Genomic DNA, 21439 nt, shown 5'->3' with positions numbered 1-21439 from the left:
CTCCGCTCAGATCCAAACGCCGAAGCGGCGCACGAAGCGGCGCTTCGCGAACTCGACCACGAGGCAGTACGCGACGAGGGTGCCGATCAGCCAGGGGAAGTAGGTCCACGGCAGCGGCACGAGCCCGAGCGTCGCCCCGAATCCGGTGAAGGGCAGCACGAGGCCGAACACGCACACGGCGAGGGTCGCGATGAGCAGTGCCGTGCCCGGACGCGATCCCGGGGCGCCGCCGCTGCGGCGTTCGAAGAGGCCCGCGAAGGGCAGGCGGCGGGTGCGCAGCAGGTGCACGATGAGCGTCTGCGAGATGATCGACTCGATGAACCAGCCGGACTGGAACAGGGCCGCGTGGGCGGGGCTGTTCGCCGCGAAGACGAACCACATGAGCGCGTAGGTCGTGAGGTCGAAGATCGACGACAGCGGCCCGATGCGCACCATGAACTTGGCGAGGCTGTCGGCCTCCCACACGCGGGGCTTGCGCACCTGCTCGCGGTCGACCCGATCCCACGCGAGGGTGAGCATCGACAGGTCGTAGGCGAGGTTCTGGATCAGCGCGACGATCGGGATCATCGGCAGGAACGGCAGCATCGCGCTCGCGACGAGCACCGAGAAGACGTTGCCGAAGTTCGACGACGCGGTCATCTTGAGGTACTTCATGGTGTTCACGAAGGTGCGGCGGCCCTCGATCACGCCGTCCTCGAGCACGGTCAGGTCCTTCTCGAGCAGGATGATGTCGGCGGACTCCTTGGCGATGTCCACGGCGGTGTCGACCGAGATGCCGACGTCGGCGGTGCGCAGCGCGGGGGCGTCGTTGATGCCGTCGCCCAGGTACCCGACGGTGTGGCCGTGCTCGCGCATGGCCTCGATGATGCGCGCCTTCTGCGCCGGATTCGCCTTCGCGAACACGTGCGTCCGCTCGGCCAGTTCGCCGAGCTCTTCGAGCGAGAGCCCCTCGGTCTCCTCGCCGAGCACGACGCGGGTCGCGTCGATCCCGACCTCGCGGCACACGGTCGCGGCGACGAGCGGGTTGTCGCCCGTGATCACCTTGACGTCGATGCCGTGCGCGGCGAGGCTGCGCAGCGCGGGCTTCGCCGAACTCTTCGGCGGGTCGAGGAACGTGAGGAGCCCGACGAGGGTCATCTCGCGCTCGTCGGTGACGGCGTACTCGAAGATGTCGCCCTGGCCGCCGTCGACCGGGATCTCGCGGATCGCGACGCCGAGCACGCGCATGCCGAGCGCGTTCTGCTCGGCGACGAGCGCGTCGATCTCGCTGCGGCGCTCGTCGCTCAGCGGGCGGCGCTCGCCGCGCACGAGCTCCCACTCGGCGATCTTCAGGATCTCCTCGACCGCGCCCTTCGTCACGATCGTGTGCACGTCGCGGTCGGCGACGACGACCGACATGCGGCGGCGCGCGAAGTCGAACGGCATCTCGTCGACCAGCTGGAACCGGCCGACGGTGCGGTCGAGGTCGTCGCCGGCGGCACGCAGGATCGCCTCGTCGAGCAGGTTGCGCAGCCCCGTCTGGAAGTGCGCGTTCGCGGTCGCCCAGCCGAGCGTGCGGTCGCTCGAGCGCCCGGCGGTGTCGAGGTGCCGCTCGAGCACGATCCGGTCCTCGGTCAGCGTGCCGGTCTTGTCGGTCGCGAGCACGTCCATCGCGCCGAGATCCTGGATCGCGGGCAGGCGCTTCACGATGACGCGGCGCTTCGCCATGAGCTGGGCGCCCTTCGCGAGGTTCGCGGTGACGACGAGCGGCAGCATCTCGGGCGTGAGCCCGACGGCGGTGACGACGGCGAACAGGAACGCGCTGCCCCAGTCCTTCGTGAGGCCGTTGATGATGAACACGGCCGGCACGACGACGGCCATGAAGCGGATCAGGGTCCAGGTGACCTTCGAGATGCCGCGGTCGAACGCGGTCTGCGGGCGCGCGCCCTGGATCGAGGCGGCGAGGCCGCCGAACGCGGTGCGGTCGCCGGTCTGCAGCACGAGCGCGGTGCCGGATCCCGACACGACCGACGTGCCCATGAAGCCGAGGTTCTCGGCCTGCAGGGGGTCGCTCGGATCAGGAGCCGCCTCCGCGCGCTTCTCGACGGGCAGCGCCTCGCCCGTGAGCATCGCCTGGTTCACCTGCAGATCCTTGGTGCGGATCAGCCGCACGTCGGCCGGCAGCATGTCGCCGGCGGCGAGCTCGACGATGTCGCCGGGCACGATCTGCTCGATGGGGCGCTCGCCGGTCACGGGCACGCCGCCCACGAGCCGGGTCACGGCCGCGGTGGTGCTCACGAGCGCCGCGAGCTTGTCGGCGGAGCGACCCGAGCGGTACTCCTGCCAGAACCGCAGGCCCGAGCTCACGAGCACCATGATGCTGATCGTGATGACGCCCGTGAAGTCGGGGCCCTCGGCCGGGTCGGCGAGCACGACGTCGGTGACGAACATGATCGAGGCGAGCCCGATGAGGATCAGGATGAAGGGGTTCGCGAGGGTCTTCAGGTACTGCAGGATCGGCGGCAGGCGTCGCGAATGGCGCACCTCATTGGTGCCGAAGCGATCGAGCCGCTCGGCGACCTCGTCGGGGGTGAGACCGTGGCGGTCGGCGTCGACGAGCCGCAGGGCCGCCTTCGGCGTCGCGGTCATGGCCTGCGCGAGCAGGCGGGTGTCGACCTGGGCGTCGGCGGTGCGGCCGCGACGCGCGGTGCGCGCGCGGCGGGGCTTCTCGGGCCGGGGCGGGGTGCCGGGCCGCACGTCGGTGCGGGTCGCGGCGGCCTCCTGGCCGGGGCTGATGATGGGGGTCTGATCCGTCGGAGTCGGATCGATGCGGAAGGTCATGATGCGCGGTCCTTTGCACGCGGACGCGGCTCATCGCGGGCGCGCCGAAGAGCGGCGCGCGCCGGTAGGCAGCGTCGGAACGAGAGGGGAACGAGGTCGTCTCGCTCGATCCGCACGGCGGGGGCCGGGCTCGTGAAGAGCTTCGGCGCCGGAGCCGAGTCCGCGCTCAGGCCTGGGCGGCGGAGCGGGGCTCGGCGGGGCGCTCGGAGGCGGCGCCGTGCGGGTCGGCAGATCGACTATGGTCGTCGCTCACGGGTCACCTCCTCGGCTCGGCAGCGCTCGACAGATCGAGCGGGCCGGAACCGATGGTTCCGAGCGAACACCCCCACGTCAGAGCTTTGGCACTGCATGACGTATCCGAAGAGTTCGGAATCCGCTTGGGGCCGACCCTTAAGCCGGGAAGGCCTGTCCTCAGCCTGGGCGTCTCTCGACGTCGTGGGATGAGCGGACTGTGTTCACGCAGGAGCCTCGCCGAACGAAGCGCTACGCCGACAGAGTAGCCCCGAGCGCACGAGGGGCGCAACCCGGCGTCGTGGACGACGTCCGGATCGCGCCCCTCGAGCGCTCGGGCAGCGTCGCTACGCGGCCAGTTCGCGCTCCCACAGGGGCTGCGGCCGCGATTCGAGCAGCTGCACGGTGTAGGGATCCTGCGGTGCGCCGAGGATCCGGGCCGTGCGACCCTGCTCGACGGCGATGCCGCGCTGCATCACGAGGGTGTGCTCGCAGATGCGCGACACGACCGCGAGGTCGTGCGAGACGAACACGATCGTGAGGCCGAACTGGTCGCGCACCTCCTCGACGAGCGACAGCACCTGCGCCTGCACCGACACGTCGAGCGCGCTGGTCGCCTCGTCGAGCACCAGCATCGAGGGCGAGGCCGCGAGCGCCTTCGCGAGTGCGACGCGCTGCCGCTGCCCGCCCGAGAGCCCCTTGGGTCGCGATGCGAGGTGCTCGGGCAGGATCCCGACCCGGCCGAGCAGCTCGGTGGCCGTGCGCTCGGCGTCGGTGCGGTTCTGGCCGCGGTGCAGGCGCACCACGTCGGAGACGGCGCGGCCGACAGCGATGCGGGGATCGAGCGACAGGTACGGATCCTGGAACACCATCTGCGTGGTCGCGGCGAAGAGGCGGCGCTCGGCGGTGTTCAGCGGGCGCTGGGGCCGCACGGTGCCGTCGATCGTCAGCTCGCCCTCGGTGGCCTCCTCGAGGCCCACGAGGATCCGCGCGAGGGTCGACTTGCCCGAGCCCGATTCGCCGACGATGCCGAGGGACCCGCCGCGCTCGAGGGCGAAGCTCACCCCGTCGAGGGCGACGACGTCGTCGCGGCCGGGGATCCGGTAGCGCTTGACGATGCCCTCGGCGACGATCTCGGGCACGACGCCGTCGGCCGAACCGGCCGCACCGGCGGAACCGGCCGCACCGGCGGAACCGGCCGCACCGGCGGAATCCGGTGCGCCGCCCGCGTCGCCGAAGCGGTCGAGGTCGATGCGGGGCGTCGCCGCGAGCAGCTCGCGGGTGTACGTCTCGCGCGGGTCCCGGAACACGTCGGCGGTCGCGCCCTCCTCGACGACGAGGCCGCCGCGCAGCACCACGACGCGCTCGCACAGCGACGCGGCGAGGCCGAGGTCGTGGGTGATGAAGAGCATGCCCATGCCGCGCGCCTGCTGCTGCTCGCGCAGCAGTTCGACGATGCCCGCCTGGGTGGTGACGTCGAGCGCCGTGGTCGGTTCGTCGCAGAGCAGCAGCTCGGGCTCGTCGAGCAGGGCCGCGGCGATCATGACGCGCTGCAGCATGCCGCCCGAGAGCTGGTGCGGATACTGGTCGAGCAGCGCGGCGGCGCGGGGGAGCCCGACCTGCTCGAGCTGCGCGACGGCGCGGGCGGCGGCGTCCGCCTTCGAGAGCCCGTGCCAGCGCACGAGGGTCTCGGTGAGGAAGTCGCCGACGGTGCGCACGGGGTTGATGCCGGAGCGGGGATCCTGGAAGATCATCGAGGCCTTCACCCGGCGGATCCGGCGGAGCGCCCCCGCATCGGCCGTGACGGTGTCGACGCCGTCGACCCGCACCGAGCCCGTGAGGCTCGCCTGCTCGGGGAACAGGCCGAGCGCGGCCCGGGTGGTGAGGGACTTGCCTGATCCGGATTCGCCGACGAGGGCGACGGCCTCGCCCGAGCCCACCGTGAGCGAGACGCCGTGCAGCAGCGGCCCGCGGCCGGGAACGCGCAGGGTCAGATCGTCGATCTGCAGCAGTTCGGTCATGAGAAGTTGCCTCCGATGCGGTCGGACAGTTCCTCGCCGATCACGTTGATCGCGACGACGACGAGCACGACGACGAGCGCGGGGACGAACGTGGGCAGCAGGTCGCCGCTCATGAGCGCGCCGCGGCTCTCGTTGATCATGGAGCCCCAGTCGGCGGTCGGCGCCTGCACGCCGAGACCGATGAACGACAGGGCGGCGAGGTCGGCGAGCACGTAGCCGAAGTTGAGGGTGGACTGGGCGCCGACGGTCGGCACCACGTTGGGCAGTACGCGCGTGAACGCGATCCAGCTGCTGCGGAACCCGAGCACCCGATAGGCCTGCACGTAGGGGCGGGCGCGCTCCGCGACGATGAGGCCTCTGGCGAGCCGGGCGACGTACGGGACGTAGGCGATGGTCATGGCGAGCACCGGTGCGAACATGCCCTTGCCGAACAGCGCGACCGCGAGGATCGCGAGCAGCATCGCGGGGAACGAGAACAGGAAGTCGAACACCCGCGACAGCACCGCGTCGACCCAGCCCCCGCGCCATGCGGCGACGAGGCCGAGCACGAGGCCCAGCACGGTGGATCCGACGACCACGATGAGCGGCCCGATGAGCGAGGTGCGCGCGCCGAACAGCACGCGCGTGAGCAGATCGCGACCGAGGGAGTCGGTGCCGAACCAGTGCGCGGCGGAGGGGCCCGCGAGCACGTTCTGCAGATCGACGTGGTCGGGGTCGTACGGCGCGATCAGCGGCGCGAGCGCGGCCGCGACGACCACGACGGCGACGAAGCCCAGCGAGATCCGGCCGACGGGCGTCAGCAGGCGCCGGCGCTTCAGCTTGACGGGGACCGTGAGGGCCCGCGTTCCGGTGAGAGGTGCGGTGCTCATCGGGTCTCCGTTCCCGCGGCGATGCGCGGATCGATCAGCGGCTGGAGGAGGTCGACGATCGTGTTCACCGTGACGAAGGCGATGACGACGATCATGACGATGGCCTGCACGACGGGGAAGTCGAGCCGGTCGACCGACTGCACGAGCAGCGATCCGATGCCCGAGAGCCCGAAGGTCTGCTCGACGATCGAGCTCGACACGAGCAGGCCGGCGACGAGCACGCCGCTGACCAGCAGGATCGGGCTGATGGCGTTGCGCAGCACGTGCCGCAGGAGCACCGAGGGCTTCGTGAGGCCCCGGCTCGTCGCCACCTCGACGTGCTCACGTACGAACTGCTCGTTCATCGACGAGCGGGTGACGCGGGCGATGAGCGCGACGAACGCGAGACCCAGCGCGAGCGCGGGGAGCACGAGGTGGCCGAAGCGGTCGATGCCGGGATCCCCGCTGCCGAACGACGGGAACCAGCCCAGCTGCACCGCGAACAGCGCGATCAGCAGGATCGCGATCACGAACGACGGGATCGCGCCCAGCGCGGTCGACGAGATGAGGATCGCGCGGTCGGTGAAGCGGCCGCGGCGCAGGCTCGCGATGATGCCCGCCGCGAGACCGAACACGGTGATGAACACGGCCGCGAGCGCGACGAGCTGCAGCGTGACCGGCAGCCGGTCGAGCAGCACGTTCGAGACCGCGTCGCGGTACTGCAAGGAGCGGCCGAAATCGCCGTGCAGCACGCCGCCGATCCAGTTCAGATACTGCTCGACGGGCGACTTGTCGAGGCCGTACTGCTTCGTCACCTCGGCGATGGCCTCCTTGCTCGGGCTGCGGCCGCGCAGCAGGAAGCGGGCGGGATCGCCCGGCACGACGAAGCGCGAGAAGAACACGACGAGCGACGCGGCGAAGAGGGTGGCCGCGAGGCCCAGCACCCGGCCGCCGATGAACTTCGCCGTGCGCGCACCGGCGCCGGATCCGCCCTTCGCCCGCGAAGCCTCTTGGAGCCGGACGGCGCGGGTCGCCGTCTCGGTGGTCTGCGATTGCGGCATCAGTCCGCCTTTCCGATCTTCGCGGCCCACGGCGCGTACATGTAGGAGATCGAGGGGTCGACGCCCGTGATCTTCTTGCCGAGCCACAGGCCCGTGGGGATCTCGAACAGCGGGATCCACGGCAGCTGCTCGGTGGCGAGCCGCTGCACCTGTGCCGAGAGCTTCGCGCGCTCGCCGCCGTCGTCGGTGACGAGCGCGCGGTTGGTGAGGGCGTCGTACGCGGGGTCAGACCAGTGGCCGTAGTTCGAGAACTCCCCGGTGCGGATCACCGCGTACATCTCGAGCGGATCGGTGCTCGACAGGTACCACTGCGTGGTGAACAGGTCGACGCCCTTGACCGCGTTCGGGTCCGAGAACAGCAGCGTGTACGCGTTGGGTGTGCGGGTCTCGATGCGGATGTCGAGCCCGATCTCCTTGCCCGCCGATGCGACGGCCTGCGAGATCACATCGAACGACGAGTCGATGGGGGCGGTCACGTAGGTGATCTTCTTGCCCTCGGCTCCGGCCTCCTTGACGAGGCGTTTCGCCTCGGCGAGGTCGTAGTCGAGCTTCGGCAGCTGGTCGAAGGCCCGGGTGATCGTCTCGGAGCTCGCGTCGGTCCAGACCGACTTGGTGGTCAGGGCATCGGTGGGCTTCGCGTACCCCTGCACGGCAGCCTTGATGAGGGCCTGCCGGTCGAGGGAGAGCGCGAGCGCCTTGCGCACGCGCACGTCGCCGAGCGGGCCCTGCATGTCGCCGACGATGAGGCTCTGCACGGTCGTGTTGACGCCGAAGTACATCTTTCCGGTGTCGCTCGCGCGCATCAGGTCGATGGCGTTGGTCGGCACCTGCCAGGATCCGTCGATCTCGCCCGTGCGCAGCGCGTTCACGCGCGCATTCGGGTCGTTGAGGATCACGAACCGCACCTGTTCCGCCTTCGCCCGGTACTCGGGATCCCAGTAGTCGGCGAAGCGCTCCATCGTGATCGATTCGCCCGAGCGCCACTCCTTGAATGTGAAGGGGCCCGTGCAGTCGACGCCCGTGGAGGCGTTGCCGTAGTCGCGTCCGGCCGCCTTCGCGGCCTTCTCCGAGAACACGACGCCCGGCGCGGCCGACATCAGCTTGTTGAACGACGGATCGGGGATCTTCGTGTGCACCGTGACCTGATCGGCGCTCGTCTGGCGGATCGAGTCGACGTTCTTGAACGTGTCGAACCAGAAGGATCCGACTTCGGGGTCGAGGTGGTGCTCGAGCGAGAACACGACGTCGCTCGGGCGCATGAGGCTGCCGTCGTGGAACTTCACGCCCTCGCGGATCGTGTAGACCCAGGTCTGCGGATCCGGGTGATCGACCTTCGTCGCGAGCCCGGGCGAGACCGAGAGGTCCGAGTTCCAGCGCAGCAGCGACTCGCACATGTTCGACAGCACGGTGTTGTCGGCGTAGTCGAAGGCGTAGGCCGGGTCGAGCGAGAACGGCTCGGTCGCGAGCGCCCATGTGAAGGAGTCGATGCCGCCCTTCGCAGCCGGCGTGTGCGCGGTGAGCTCGTAGCTGCCGGCCTGCTTGCCGACCGCGCTCTGGCCGCAGCCCGTGAGCGCGGCGAGGGCGACCGCCGCGACGCCGGCCCCGGCGATCGCGCGGCTCAGCCGCCGCCTCACGCGACCGCCCCGTCCGCGGCGCGGCGGAACCGGCGCGCGCCGTCGATCCAGGTCTCGTCGATCCGCGCACCGTGCAACTCGGCCGCGGGCAGCTCGAAGAGGTTGCGGTCGAGGATCGCGAAGTCGGCGTACTTGCCGGGCTCGAGCGTTCCGGTCGCGTGGTCGAGGTGGTTCACCCGTGCCGTGCCCTGCGTGTAGGCGTCGAGGGCCTGCTTCAGGGTGAGCTTCTGCGAGTCGGGTCCGAGCTGCGACAGCTCGGACCCGGGAGAACGTCGGTTCACCGCGATGTGGATCGCCGCGATCGGGTCGGGCGTCGACACCGACCAGTCGCTGCCGGCGGCGAGCTGCGCGCCGGCAGCGACCAGCTCGCCGAAGGGGTAGTGGTCGCGTTCGGCGTCGTCGCGCAGGAACGGCAGCGTGAGCTGGTCGAGCTGGTCCTCGTGGCAGGCCCAGAGTGCCTGCAGGTTGGCGGTCGCGCCGAGCTCGGCGAAGCGGGGCAGATCGGCCTGCCGCACGAGCTGCAAGTGCGCGAGGTGGTGCCGGTTGCCGGTGTCGCCGTTCGCCGCCCGGGCCGCCTCGAGCGCGTTCAGCGCCTCGGTCACGGCGCGATCGCCGAGGGCGTGGAAGTGCACCTGGACGCCGTTCGCGTCGAGCTCGGTCACGAACTCGGTCATCTCGGTGGGGTCGAAGAACGAGATGCCGCGATTGCTCGTGGTGTGACCGTGCGGGTCCTTGTAGGCGTCGTGCATGGCCGCGGTCTGGTTCTCGGCCACGCCGTCGACCATCACCTTGACGCTCGCGATCGAGAAGCGATCGGGATCCGTTTCCGCCGCGACCTCGTCGCGCCGGGCGAGGACGTCGGCGAGCTGGCCCTCGCCGTTGGCGCGATCCCACCACTGGGCGCCGCGCACCCGGACGGCCAGGGTGCCCTCGCGCACCGCGCGACGGTAGATCGGGAGGGTGTCGAGGCTGCCCATGAAGACGCCGACGGCGGCGTCCTGCCACGCGGTGATGCCGTGGGAGAGCAGGTAGTCCTGGGCCGCGAGGAGGCCCGCGTAGGCGGCGTCCTCGGTCGGGCGGGGGCGCACGTGGTCGAAGAGATTCATCGCGCCCTCGTGCGCGGTGCCCGCGGGGGTGCCGTCGGGGCGGCGCTCGAAGCGGCCGTCCGCGGGGTCGGGGGTGTGCGCGTCGATCCCGGCGACCTCGAACGCGCGGGAGTTCGCCCACGCGCCGTGGTGATCGCGGTTCTCGAGGAGCACCGGGCGGTCGGGGACGACCGCGTCGAGCAGTTCGCGGGTCGGGGTGCCGCCGGGGAACATGTCCATCGACCAGCCGGCGCCGAGGATCCAGTCGAGTTCGGGGTGGGCCTCGGCGTAGGCGCGGATGGTCTCGACGGTCTCCTCGGCCGTATCGCAGCCGGTCAGGTCGCAGCTGAGCAGCTCGACGCCGCCGCTGACGGGGTGCACGTGGGCGTCCTGGAAGCCCGGGACGAGCAGGCGGCCGGCGAGGTCGATCCGCTCGGCGGCGATCTCGGCCAGCCGGGCGACCTCGGCGGGGTCGGTCGAGAGGATCCGGCCGTCGGCGATCGCGATGCCGCCGCGGTGCGGCGTCTCCTCGGTGCCGGTGTAGATCCAGCCGTTCTCGAGGACGGTGTCGACCCGGGGCGCGCCCGGTCCCGTCTCGGGCTGGGCGGTGCGGGCTGCGGTTTCGGGCATGGCGTCCTCCGGGCTGATCGTCATCGATTCAGCAGCACCATACGCAGGAGTCACGGCTCATGTCAATGTCATTGACATTCGAATTGACGACGTGTGACGCTGTAGTGATTGAATCGATACCGGGGCCGACGCGCGACGACGCGGCTCGCCCCGCGAACGGGAGGCCCACATGGCGAGCGAAACCGCCGCAGCCAGCACGCGCAGCACCGGCGCCCGGCGCGTCCGGCTGGACCCCGAGCGCATCGTCGACGCGCTGCTCGAACTCGCGCGCCGCGAGCCCCACGAGCGCCTCACCTTCAAGCGCATCGGCGAGGAGCTCGGCGTCGACGCCACGGCCATGTACCGGCACTTCCGCAACCGCGAGGCCATGACCCAGGCCGCGCTCGACCGGCTCAGCCGCCTCTCGGTCGAAGCCGGCCAGGACGTCGCGGGCGGGTGGCGCGCGCGCCTCGAAGCGCACCTGCTCGCCACCGCCGAGCTCTACCTGACCTACCCGGCCCTCGGTGCCGAGGGCGCCGTGATCGATCCGGCCGGTCCCGGCGACGCGGCCGCCGTGGAGTTCCTGCTCGCGGCCCTGCACGAGGCCGGGCTCGAGGGCGAGGCGCTCGTGCGCGCCTACGCCGCCGTCTCGGGCTTCGCCCTCTCGCTCAGCGCCGCGATGGCGCACGAGGTGATGCGCGCGGGCGGAGCGGCCGGCGCCGCGGGATCCGAGCCGTGGATCACCTCGTTCGGGCCCGCGCACCTGCCCGACTACCCCCAGCTCTACGCCAACCGCGACGCCCTCTTCGCGCTGAACGGCATGGACGTCTACCGCGCCGGCATCGCCGCGCTGCTCGACTCCGTCGAACGCCAGGCCGGTGAGCAGCGGCCCTGAGGCCGCCGCGCCCGGCGCTAGGCTGGGACGACGGTCGCCCGCGCGACCGGACGCAGGGTGAAGGAGCGCGCATGGACCGGCCGGAGAACAGTCTCGAAGACGCGGTCGCGCTGCTCCGGGCCATGATCCGCGAGGCGTGCGTCAACACGGGCGCCCCCGAGTCCGGCCAGGAGATCCGCAGCGTCCGCGTGCTGCAGCGCTACCTCGACGACGCCGTGCGCGCCGGCCGGCTCGACCTGCAGGTATTCGAATCCGCCCCCGGCCGCGCCTCCCTCGTCGCGCGCGTGCGCGGCACCGATCCCGAGGCGCCCGCGCTCGGACTGCTCGGCCACCTCGACGTCGTCCCCGCCGATCCGGACGGCTGGCGGCGCGACCCGTTCGGCGGCGAACTCGTCGACGGCGAGGTGTGGGGCCGCGGCGCCGTCGACATGCTGTACCTCACCGCTTCGTTCGCCGTGATCCTGCGCGAGGTCGCGCTCGCCGCCGAGCGTCCCCGCGGCGACCTCGTGCTGCTGGCCGTCGCCGACGAGGAGGCCGGGGGCGACTACGGCGTGAAGTGGCTGCTGCGCGAGCAGCCCGCCGCCGTGCGCGTGACCGAACTGCTCTCGGAGTCCGGCGGACAGCGCATGGGTGCGCACGTCGCCGTGGGCGTCGCAGAGAAGGGATCCGCCAGCCGGCGTCTCACGCTTGCCGGCGTTCCCGGGCACGCCTCGATCCCCTACGGCGCGACGAGCGCCGCCTACGGCATCGGCGAGGTGCTCCACCGCCTGCGCGAGGTCGCCCCGGCGATCCAGCTCGGGCCGCTCTGGTCGGCGTTCGTGGGCGCCCGCGTCGCGGATCCCGAGCTCGCGGAGCGGCTGCTCGATCCCGTCCGGCTCGACGCCGCGCTACCCGAGCTCGGCCGGATCGCGGGCTACGCGCACGCCGTGTCGCGCGTCACGATCTCGCCGACGGTGCTGCGCGCCGGGACGGCGCACAACGTGATCCCGGCCGTCGGCACGATTGACCTCGACATCCGCACGCTGCCCGGCACGAGCGACGACGACGTCGACGAACTGCTGCGTACCATGCTCGGCGACCTCGCCGACCGTGTCGAGATCACGCCGCTGCGCGGCTGGGTCGCGACCGGATCCTCGACCGAGGAACCGCTGTACGGCGCGCTCGAACGCGCGATCCGGGAAGTCTCGGGCGCTCCGGTCGTGCCGATCGCTGCGGCGGGCGGCTCCGACGCCCGGCACTTCCGCGAGCTCGGCATCCCGTCGTACGGCTTCGGCCTGCTCGGGCCCGAGTGGAGCTACGAGCGGTACCGCGACGGCGTGCACGGGCACGATGAGCGCATCGACCTCGAATCCATCGGGCTCGCGCTCGGCGCGCTGCGCCGGGTGGTGGCGGATCGGATCGGGCCGGATCCCGCTCCTTCGCCCGCCTAGCCGGCGGGGGCCTGGGCCCAGCCGATCACGAGCCGCGCTGCCTGCTCGGGCACCTGCGGATCGACGCCCGTCAGCTCGGCGAAGCGGCGGAGGCGATTCGCCAGGGTGTTCCGGTGGCAGAACAGCTCCTCGGCCGACGCCCCGACGCTGCCCGTACGGAGGAAGCTGCGCACGGCCTCCTCGAGGCGCGTCCGCTCCGCGTCGCCGCAGCGCGCGAGCGCGGCGTGCACGTCGGCCATGATCGGCGACCCCGACGCCAGCAGGCGACGGGCCGCGAGCCGCGCCCACCCGCGCGACCAGGTCATCGCACCCTGCTCGTCGGGCCGGAACAGGCGAGCCAGCTCCTGGGCCGTGCGGGCGCTCTGCCGCAGCTCCGCGAGGCCCGTGGACGCATCGACGATCCCGACGCGCAGGCGCACGAGCTGCGCGACCAGCGCCTCGACGCGCGATCCCGGGAGCTCCTGGGGCTGCGAGAAGGCGACGAGCGTGTCGCCGAGGTGGTGGGTGCGCACCGTCCCGCCGGCGCGCTCCACCTCCGAGACGAGCACGCGCAGGGCCGGGATATCGTCGCCGACCGCCGCGACCGCGACGAGCGGCGCCTCGAGCGGGAGGCCCAGCTCGTGCGCGATGGCGCTGAGGCGCTCCCCGGTCGGCTGCGGCTCCTGGAACAGCGAGGCGATGAGCCCCTGGCGCACCGAGGCCGCCTCCTCCCGCATGCGCTGCTGCTCGGCGAGGTACGCCCGCTGCGTCTGCCCCGCGTACTCGTCGACGGTGCGGAGCACGATGCCCGTGTGGCGCACGATCAGCTCGGCGTCGTCGGCGTCGGCGACGCGGGTGAGCGCCTCCCAGAGCACGGTGAAGTCACCGCGGATCGCGGTCATGAGCGCGGTGAGGGGGATCCCGGCCCGGGCGCGCGAGACGCCGACATCGCTCGAGACGGGGATCGGGCTCGTGAAGCCGCCCGAGCGCAGGCCGTCGACCAGCGCGATGAACGAGAGCCGGCCCGTGCGCCGCATCTCGGATACGGGGATCGGCGGCGGGTCGTAGCCGGGGACCGTGCCGACGAGCGAGAGGAAGGTGTCGGTCAGCTCGTCGACGTCGAGCCGGTCGAGCAGTTCGAGCCAGCGCGAGCGGTCTCCCGGTATCGGGGTACCGGTGAGTCGATGCGGAACGGAGTCGGTCATTCCCCCAGAATATGTGCATATGCACTGATTCGCGCGTCAAAACAGCGGCATCGGGCGGCGTAGTCGGGGCGAATCCCCTGGCATGCTCGATGGTGACGCCGCGACCCGCTCGCGAGCCGGCCCGCTTGCACACCGGATTCCCACCTGCGGATCCCTCGACGGAGAGAGACATGAGCGAGACCACGAAGACATCGGCCATCGAATACCAGGCCACCCAGGAACTGACCGTCGCGGAGGCCAACAGGGTCGCCCTCGGCGCACTCATCGGCACCGCGCTCGAGTGGTACGACTTCTTCCTGTTCAGCGCCGCCGCGGCGCTCGTGTTCAACGTCCAGTACTTCACGAGCGAGAACGCGACCGCCGCGGCCCTCGCCTCGTTCGCCACCTTCGGCGTCGGCCTCGCGGCCCGCCCCATCGGCGGCATGATCTTCGGACGCATGGGCGACCGCATCGGCCGACGCGTCGTGCTCATGATCACCATCGTGGGCATCGGCCTCGTCACCGGACTCATCGGCCTGCTGCCCACCTACGCCGCGATCGGCATCGCCGCGCCCATCCTGCTCGTGCTGCTGCGCGTGCTGCAGGGGCTCTTCGTGGGCGGCGAGTGGTCGGGCGCCATGACCCTCGTGGTCGAGAACGCCCCGCTGCACCTCCGGGCGCGCTACGCCGCGATCCCGCAGATCGGCTCGCCCATCGGCACGATCCTCTCGTCCGGCGGATTCTTCGTCGCGACCCTCGTCTTCTCGCAGCAGAACTTCGACGCCTGGGGCTGGCGCATCCCGTTCCTCATCGCGCTGCCGCTGCTGCTCATCGCCGTCTTCATCCGCAGCCGCCTCGAGGAGTCGCCCGTCTTCCGCCAGCTCGAGGAATCGGGCGAGGTCGTGAAGAGCCCCGTGCTCACCACCTTCCGCGACAGCTGGAAGCAGATCATCGTCGGCATGGCCGCGGCCCTGCTCGGCGTCGGCGGCTTCTACCTCGTCACCGCGTTCTGCGTCTGGTACGGCGTGAACGTGCTGCACTACGACTCCTCGCTCATGCTCCTCGGCAGCATGGTCGCGGCCGCCTTCGAGATCCTCGCGCTGCTCTGGGGCGGGCACCTCGGCACCAAGTACGGCGCGAGCCGCGTGATCCTGTGGGGCGGAGTGGCCTCGGCCGTCGTCGCGGTCCCCGCGTTCCTGCTGCTGGCCTCGGGCAACCCCGTGCTCGTCGTCATCGCGATGACCCTCGCGGTCTGCACCCTCTCGCTGCCCTACGCGGCATCGGGCACCGTGCTCACCGGCCTGTTCCCCGCGAAGACGCGCTACACGGGCGTCGGCCTCGCGCAGAACGTCGCCGGCATGCTCTCGGGCTTCATCCCGCTGCTCGCTACCGGCTTCGTCGCCTCCGCCGCGAACCACTGGTGGCCGGCCGCCGCGATGCTCGTCTTCCTCTCGCTGTTCACCGCGGTGGCCGGCGTGATCGCCCCGCGCCTCAGCGTCCGGCTGCCCGGCTTCAAGCACTGAGCCGAGCCGCACGGCCCGCCCACCAGACCGCACATCCCGGAAGGACCCCACCATGCCGCAGTCGGCAGGACACCTGATCGTTCGCACGCTCGAGACCCACGGCGTCTCCCGCGTCTACGCCGTGCCCGGCGAGAGCTACCTCGATGTGCTCGACGGCCTGCACGACTCGTCGATCGAGACGGTGGTCTGCCGCCACGAGGGCGGTGCCGGGTTCATGGCGCTCGCCGAGGGGCGGCTCACCGGCCGCCCCGGCGTCGCCATGGTGACCCGGGGCCCGGGCGCTGCGAACGCGATGATCGCGATCCACACGGCCTGGCAGGACGCCACCCCGCTCGTGCTGTTCGTCGGTCTCGTGCCCGTCGCCGACCGTGAGCGCGAGGCATTCCAGGAGTTCAGCCTGAGCGGCTGGTTCGGATCCACCGCGAAGCGCGTCATGACGATCGACGACGCGGATCGGGCGGGCGAGCTCGTCGCCGAGGCCATGCGGATCGCCGCCGCGGGCCGACCCGGCCCCGTGGTGGTGGGGCTCCCCGAGGACGTGCTCGTGCACCGCACCGACTCGGCCCCGGCCGAGCTCACCGCGCTCGTCGCGCGGATCGCGAGCGCGGAGCGCCCCGCGATCGTGGCCGGCGGCGACGGCTGGCACGACGGGGAGGGGCGCGCGCTGCTCGACTGGGCGGAGTCCGCCGGGGTGCCCGTGTTCTGCGACTGGCGCGCCTACGACGCGGTGCCGCACGCGGGCGGCGCCTGGGCCGGCTGGCTCGGCTACGGTCGCGCCGACGCGGTGGCGTCCGGCTTCGCCGAGGCCGACCTGCTCGTCTTCGTCGGCTGCGCGCGCTCCGACGTGCTGAGCGACGGATACACGCTCGGCTTCGACGCCGAGACGGTGCTCGTCTCGCTCGATCCCGAGGCCGTGCAGCACGCCGGCCGCGTCGACCAGCAGATCCTCGCCGCGCCCGCCGAGTTCTCGACCGCCCTCGCGGCGACCGATCCCGCGGCCGCCCGCGGATCCCGAGGCGACGCCTGGATGCGCGGCCGCGCCGCCGCGCAGCAGCGCTTCGCCGCCCACCGCTCCGACGCATCGGTCGCCGGCGGGGCCGGCGCTCCCGGGGGCGCTGCTGCCATCGCCGCCGGTGTCGATCTCGGCATCGCGTTCGGCGAGCTCGACGCGCGGCTCGACGGTCGCGCGATCCTGACCTTCGGAGCCGGCAACGCGACCATCTGGGCGCACCGCTTCGTCCGGCACCTCGATCCCGCGAGCCTCGTCGGCGCGCGCAACGGTGCGATGGGTCTCGCCGTGCCCGCCGCGGTCGCGGCCTCCCTCGCCTTCCCGGACCGCCGGGCGGTCGCCGTCTGCGGCGACGGCGACTTCCTCATGAACGGCCAGGAGATCGCGACCGCCATCGCCCACGGCGGATCACCGCTCGTGGTCGTCGTCGACAACGGCATCTACGGCACCATCGTGCAGCACCAGGAGCACCACTACCCCGGCCGCCCCTCGGGCACCCGCATGGCGAACCCCGATTTCGCGGCGTGGATGCGCTCCTTCGGCGGGCACGGCGAACTCGTCGAACGGACCGAGGAGTTCGCCGACGCCCTCGACCGGGCGCTCGCCGCAGGCGGGCCCGCGCTGATCCACGTCCGCATCGACTCGCGGGTCATGCCGCCCGCGTCGGCCGAGATCGCGGCCTGAGCGCCGCGGCCTGAGCGCCGCGGCCCCCGAACGTACCGCCCGAGCTGAACGAACCGGAGACACCCCAGCCATGCGACTCGACCTCATCCTGCGCGCGACCGAGATCATCACCCTCGATGCGATCCGCCCGCGCGCCACCGCCGTCGGCGTGATCGGCGACCGGATCGTCGGCTTCGACGAGGAGATCGCGGGGCTCGACGCCGAGCGCACGCTCGACTTCGGCGACGCCTGCGTGACGCCCGGCCTGATCGACGCCCACTGCCACACCGCCTGGTGGGGGCTCGGCCTCGCCGCGATCGACCTCAGCCGCGCCCGCGGGCTCGATGAGCTCTACGCGCTGATCGCCGCCGAGGTCGAGCGGCTCGACGCCGCGGGCGATCCCGACGCCTGGGTGCACGGCACCGGCTTCAACCAGGCGCACCACGGCGACCGCTTCCCCGAGATCAGCCGGCTCGACGAGCTGACCGGCGGCCGCCCGCTCTACCTGCGGCACACCTCCGGTCACGCGTCGATCACCAACACCGCGACCCTGCGGCTCGTCGGGGCGCTCGAGCCAGGTTTCGAGAACCCCGTCGGCGGCGTGGTCGTGCGCGACGGCGAGGGGCGGCCGACCGGGCTCGTCGAGGAGGCGGCGCAGGGCCTCGTGCAGGCGCTGCTGCTGCCGTACTCGACCGAGCGCCTCGTCGAAGCGCTCGATGCGGCCACCTCGCGCTACGCCGCGCAGGGCATCACGAGCTTCTCGGAGGCGGGTGTCGGCGGCGGCTGGATCGGGCACAGCCCGATCGAGGTCGCGGCCTACCAGGCCGCCGCGGAGCGGGGGCGGCTGCACGCCCGCGCCCAGCTCATGCCCGCGATCGATGCGCTCCGGCCGCTCACCGCGCACGCCGCCGACTTCCACCGCGAGGGATCCGGGGCCGGTCTCGACCTCGGCATCCGCTTCGGCTTCGGCGACGACGCGGTGCGCTTCGGGCACGTGAAGGTGTTCCTCGACGGTTCGCTGCTCGGCGCGACCGCCGCGGTCACCGAGGACTACTGCGGGCACGACCACAACACCGGCTACCTGCTCGACGAGCCCGCGGTCTACCGCGAGCGCGCCCTCGGCGCCTACCGCGCGGGCTGGCCGCTCGCCCTGCACGCCATCGGCGACGCGGCGATCGACCTCGCCCTCGACCTCATCGAGGAGGCGCAGGAGCGGTACGGCCGGCTCGCCGTCCCCTGCCGCATCGAGCACTTCGGCATCGCCCGCCCCGACCAGGTGGAGCGCGCGGGCCGGCTCGCGGTCGCCGTCACCCCGCAGGCGGGCTTCATCGGGCCCATCGGCGACCAGATGGCCGATCGCGTCGGTCCGGATCGCGCGCCCTGGCTCTACCGCGGACGCTCGGTGATCGACGCGGGCATCGTGCTCGCCGGATCCTCCGACCTCCCCGTCGCCGACAACGATCTGCGCCGCGGCATGCAGTCCGCCGTCGATCGGCGCACCGACAGCGGCGCGCTGCTCGGACCCGACGAGGCGATCACCCCCGAGGAGGCCCTGCGCACGCACACCGAGTGGGCCGCGATCGCGACCGGGCGCATCGGCGACGTCGGCACCCTCGAACGGGGCAAGCTCGCCGACTTCACGGTGTTCTCGGCATCGCCCGTCGACGCCCCGCGCATCGCCGACCTCGATGTCGTCGCCACCGTGCTCGGCGGTCGCCTGAGCTACGATTCCCGCACCACCCGGAAGGATGCATGATGACGCAGCAGACGAGCACCCCCTTCGACGCGCACGGCGAGCGCTTCCTCGCAGACTGGGCAGTGCACTCGCGCTTCGGCGCGGTCCCGGGCACGAACGGCGTCGAGCGCCAGGCCGCGAGCGCGGCCGACGGCGCGCAGCGCGCGTGGTTCGCCGAACTGCTCGAATCGCGCGGGTTCACGGTGCGCCGCGATGCGATCGGCAACCAGTTCGGCCTGCTCGAGCTCGTGCCCGGCGCGCCCTACGTGCTCACCGGCTCGCACATGGACTCCCAGCCGACCGCCGGCCGCTTCGACGGCGCCTTCGGCGTGATGGCGTCGGCGCACGCCTGCTTCCGGGTCGCCGACGAGCTGCGCGCGTCCGGGCGGACGCCCCGGTTCAACCTCGCCGTCGTCAACTGGTTCAACGAGGAGGGGTCGCGCTTCAAGCCGTCGATGATGGGCAGCTCGGTGTTCACCGGCAAGCTGCCGCTCGACGCGGCGCTCGCGACGACCGATCCGCAGGGCACCTCGGTCGCAGACGCGCTCGACGCGATCGGCGAGCGCGGCGACCTCGCCGGGCTCGATGTCGCCTCGTACGCCGAGATCCACGTGCAGCAGGGCCGCAGCATGGAGGAGGACGGGGTCACGATCGGCCTCGTGAACGCGACCTGGGCGGCGCACAAGTTCGAGTTCCGGGTGACGGGCGAGCAGGCGCACAGCGGCTCGACGCTCATGGCCGACCGGCGCGATGCGCTGCTCGGCGCCGCCCGCCTCGTCGTCGCGGCGCGCGAGCTCGTCGACGAGTTCGAGCCCGGCATGCTGCACACCGCCTGCGGCGAGATGAACGTGTACCCGAACTCGCCCGTGGTCGTCGCGAGCGACGTGGAGCTGCTGCTCGACCTGCGGTCGCCGAGCGCCGACGTGATCCGCGCCGCGCACGCCTCGCTCATGCGCACCGTGGAGCGGGTGCAGCGCGAGGACCGGGTCGGGATCGAGATCACCGCCGAGCACAGCTGGGATCAGAACCCGTACCCCGAGAGCGGCGTGGAACTGGCGCGCGAGGTCGCGGAGGAGCTCGGGCTGACGCACGACCGGGTCATGACGGTCGCGGGGCACGACTCGACGAACATGAAGGACGCGGTGCCCACCGTGATGCTGTTCGTGCCGAGCGTCGACGGCATCTCGCACAACCTCGCGGAGTTCACGAGGGACGAGGACCTCGTCGCCGGCGTGGACCACCTGACGGGCGTCGTGCGGCGTCTCGCCGCCGGCGCGCTCGTCGCGGGGGAGTAAGGCTTCAGCCCCCGAAGTACCCCTGGAACACCGTCCCGGGGTGGGTCACGCGCCACCAGAGATCCGGTTTCGCGATCGCCCGCGAGGTGACCACCGGGACCGAGGACTTGCCGGTGGGCGCCTCCGTGAGGATCGTCCCGACCGTGCGGCCGGCTGCTCCGGCCCCGAGCGCGCCGACCCGCACCTTCCGCGATGCGGTCTCGTCGGGGAGCAGCACTGCCGAAGCGGGGCGGGCGGCCCGCAGCTCGACCGTCTCACCCTGCCAGGTGCGGACGGTGCCGATCTTCGAGTCCTGATCGACGAGCGCGACCTCGGCGAACGCCTTCGGAGCGTCCCGCAGCACGGCGCGGGCATCCTTCGCCCGGGCCGCTGCGCTGGGGCGGCCGAGCACCGCGGCGATCGTGACGGCCTCGCGGTCGCCGACGCGATCCTTGCGGGCGACGAGCAGGTTGTATCCGGAGCTGCTGAGCGTGCCCGTCTTGAGCCCGATCACGTTCGCGTCGCCGATGAGCGGATTGGAGTTCGCGATCGGCCCGATGCCGGGGATGTCGGCCCAGGGCTCGGCCACGACCTCGGCGACGAGGGGGTCGGCGAGGGCGAGCCTGCCGATCTCGACGAGCTCGGTCGCGCTCGCCACGTTCTCCTCCGACAGGCCACTCGGCTCCGTGACCCGCAGCGTCTTCAGCCCGTGCTTCGCGATCCACTCGCCGACGGCCTTCTGGAAGCCCGCGTTCGTGCCGAACACGTGTCGGGCGTAGCTGATCGCGTAGTTGTTGGCCGAGGGGAGCAGCGCCAGCTCGATGAACTGCCTGGTGGTGAGCTTGCGGCCGACGGGCACGTCCGCGACGACGCCGTCGGACTCCAGCACGGTCCGCCGGATCTCCGCGTCCTGCTCGGTGAGCGCGTAGCTCGGCCCGTCCGAGCCGGCCTCCACCGGCTTCGCGTCGAGGCAGACGAGCACCGTCACGAGCTTGGTGATGCTCGCGATCTGCCGTGGAGTGTCGAAGTCGTTCGACCAGGCGCCGGATTCGCCGGCCCACCCGAGCGCGGTGGGCTTCTGCTGCTGGTTCACCGTGCGCCGCGCGCTCACCTCGGGATCCGGCCGGTAGGTCTGCTCGGCGTCGACGGACAGTCGCGGCTCGAGGTCGGGCAGCGGGGCGACCGCGCACGCAGCGACGTATCCGCCGGCGAGCACGGCCACGAGCGCGGCGGAGAGGCCGATCTTCAGTCCGCGCCGCGAGCCCGGGCGCGCGGCGGGGGTCCTCGAGGTGGTCGTGGCGGGACGAGCCGCGGGGGTGGACGCCGAGGGATCGGGGGACGCGTCTGGCATGCGATCCAGCATATGGCGGGCGCCCTGCCTTGCCCGCCCCTGCCCCGTCCCGCACCCCCGCCCCCGCCTCTTATGCACCTCTGACCT

General features: G+C 72.1%; 14 protein-coding genes and 1 riboswitch. Of the genes, 6 read left to right on the top strand and 8 right to left on the bottom strand.

What is annotated here, in order from left to right:
* Positions 1 to 6: 6 nt before the first annotated feature.
* From mgtA to BMH31_RS02400, 6 genes are all read right to left on the bottom strand, one after another.
* The gene (mgtA, locus tag BMH31_RS02425) at positions 7 to 2820 is read right to left on the bottom strand and encodes a magnesium-translocating P-type ATPase (protein WP_099722539.1); all 2814 of its coding nucleotides are present in this window, start codon (positions 2818 to 2820) and stop codon (positions 7 to 9) included.
* A gap of 316 nt (positions 2821 to 3136) precedes the next feature.
* Positions 3137 to 3307, bottom strand: a riboswitch (M-box (ykoK) riboswitch).
* Positions 3308 to 3398: 91 nt separating this feature from the next.
* Positions 3399 to 5072 (bottom strand): ABC transporter ATP-binding protein, encoded by a 1674-nt coding sequence (locus tag BMH31_RS02420; protein ID WP_099722538.1) that lies wholly within the window; start codon positions 5070 to 5072, stop codon positions 3399 to 3401.
* A complete protein-coding gene (locus tag BMH31_RS02415; RefSeq protein WP_241898098.1) occupies positions 5069 to 5941 on the bottom strand; it encodes an ABC transporter permease in 873 nt (290 codons plus the stop codon). The genes BMH31_RS02420 and BMH31_RS02415 overlap by 4 nt, the downstream gene beginning before the upstream one ends.
* Entirely contained in the window at positions 5938 to 6981 is a 1044-nt protein-coding gene (locus BMH31_RS02410) for an ABC transporter permease (protein WP_099722537.1), read from the bottom strand. The genes BMH31_RS02415 and BMH31_RS02410 overlap by 4 nt, the downstream gene beginning before the upstream one ends.
* Positions 6981 to 8615: an ABC transporter substrate-binding protein gene (locus BMH31_RS02405; protein WP_241898097.1), complete on the bottom strand. Its 1635-nt coding sequence runs from the start codon at positions 8613 to 8615 to the stop codon at positions 6981 to 6983. Before BMH31_RS02405 ends, BMH31_RS02410 begins: the two co-directional genes overlap by 1 nt.
* Positions 8612 to 10330, bottom strand: a complete 1719-nt coding sequence (locus BMH31_RS02400; RefSeq protein WP_099747339.1) for an amidohydrolase — start codon at positions 10328 to 10330, stop codon at positions 8612 to 8614. The genes BMH31_RS02405 and BMH31_RS02400 overlap by 4 nt, the downstream gene beginning before the upstream one ends.
* 169 nt (positions 10331 to 10499) lie before the next feature.
* On the opposite strand from BMH31_RS02400, the gene BMH31_RS02395 reads away from it, so the two are divergent.
* The gene (locus BMH31_RS02395; protein WP_099722536.1) at positions 10500 to 11204 is read left to right on the top strand and encodes a helix-turn-helix domain-containing protein; all 705 of its coding nucleotides are present in this window, start codon (positions 10500 to 10502) and stop codon (positions 11202 to 11204) included.
* Positions 11205 to 11275: 71 nt separating this feature from the next.
* Complete coding sequence (locus BMH31_RS02390) at positions 11276 to 12634, top strand: M20/M25/M40 family metallo-hydrolase (RefSeq protein WP_099722535.1); 1359 nt, start codon at positions 11276 to 11278, stop codon at positions 12632 to 12634.
* Here the strand turns inward: BMH31_RS02390 and BMH31_RS02385 are convergent.
* Positions 12631 to 13818: a helix-turn-helix domain-containing protein gene (locus BMH31_RS02385; RefSeq protein WP_099722534.1), complete on the bottom strand. Its 1188-nt coding sequence runs from the start codon at positions 13816 to 13818 to the stop codon at positions 12631 to 12633. The two genes, BMH31_RS02390 and BMH31_RS02385, sit on opposite strands and share 4 nt — an antisense overlap.
* 170 nt (positions 13819 to 13988) lie before the next feature.
* Here BMH31_RS02385 and BMH31_RS02380 point away from each other — a divergent pair, with 170 nt between their 5' ends.
* The 4 genes from BMH31_RS02380 (at position 13989) to BMH31_RS02365 (ending at position 20022) form a co-directional block, all read left to right on the top strand.
* Positions 13989 to 15320: an MFS transporter gene (locus BMH31_RS02380; RefSeq protein ID WP_099722533.1), complete on the top strand. Its 1332-nt coding sequence runs from the start codon at positions 13989 to 13991 to the stop codon at positions 15318 to 15320.
* Positions 15321 to 15372: 52 nt separating this feature from the next.
* Positions 15373 to 17013: a thiamine pyrophosphate-dependent enzyme gene (locus BMH31_RS02375; protein WP_099769551.1), complete on the top strand. Its 1641-nt coding sequence runs from the start codon at positions 15373 to 15375 to the stop codon at positions 17011 to 17013.
* Positions 17014 to 17083: 70 nt separating this feature from the next.
* On the top strand, positions 17084 to 18748 hold the full coding sequence (locus tag BMH31_RS02370) for an amidohydrolase (RefSeq protein ID WP_099722531.1): 1665 nt from the start codon (positions 17084 to 17086) through the stop codon (positions 18746 to 18748).
* Entirely contained in the window at positions 18748 to 20022 is a 1275-nt protein-coding gene (locus tag BMH31_RS02365; RefSeq protein ID WP_099722530.1) for a M20 family metallo-hydrolase, read from the top strand. The genes BMH31_RS02370 and BMH31_RS02365 overlap by 1 nt, the downstream gene beginning before the upstream one ends.
* 4 nt (positions 20023 to 20026) lie before the next feature.
* Here BMH31_RS02365 and BMH31_RS02360 read toward each other — a convergent pair whose 3' ends face one another.
* Positions 20027 to 21352 (bottom strand): D-alanyl-D-alanine carboxypeptidase, encoded by a 1326-nt coding sequence (locus tag BMH31_RS02360; protein WP_099750319.1) that lies wholly within the window; start codon positions 21350 to 21352, stop codon positions 20027 to 20029.
* Between the last annotated feature and the right edge of the window lie 87 nt (positions 21353 to 21439).

The organism is Leucobacter sp. OLIS6 (assembly GCF_002752355.1).
Lineage (GTDB): Bacteria > Actinomycetota > Actinomycetes > Actinomycetales > Microbacteriaceae > Leucobacter.
The sequence above is the reverse complement of the archived record's forward strand: the minus strand, read 5'-3'. Positions and strand labels throughout refer to the sequence as shown.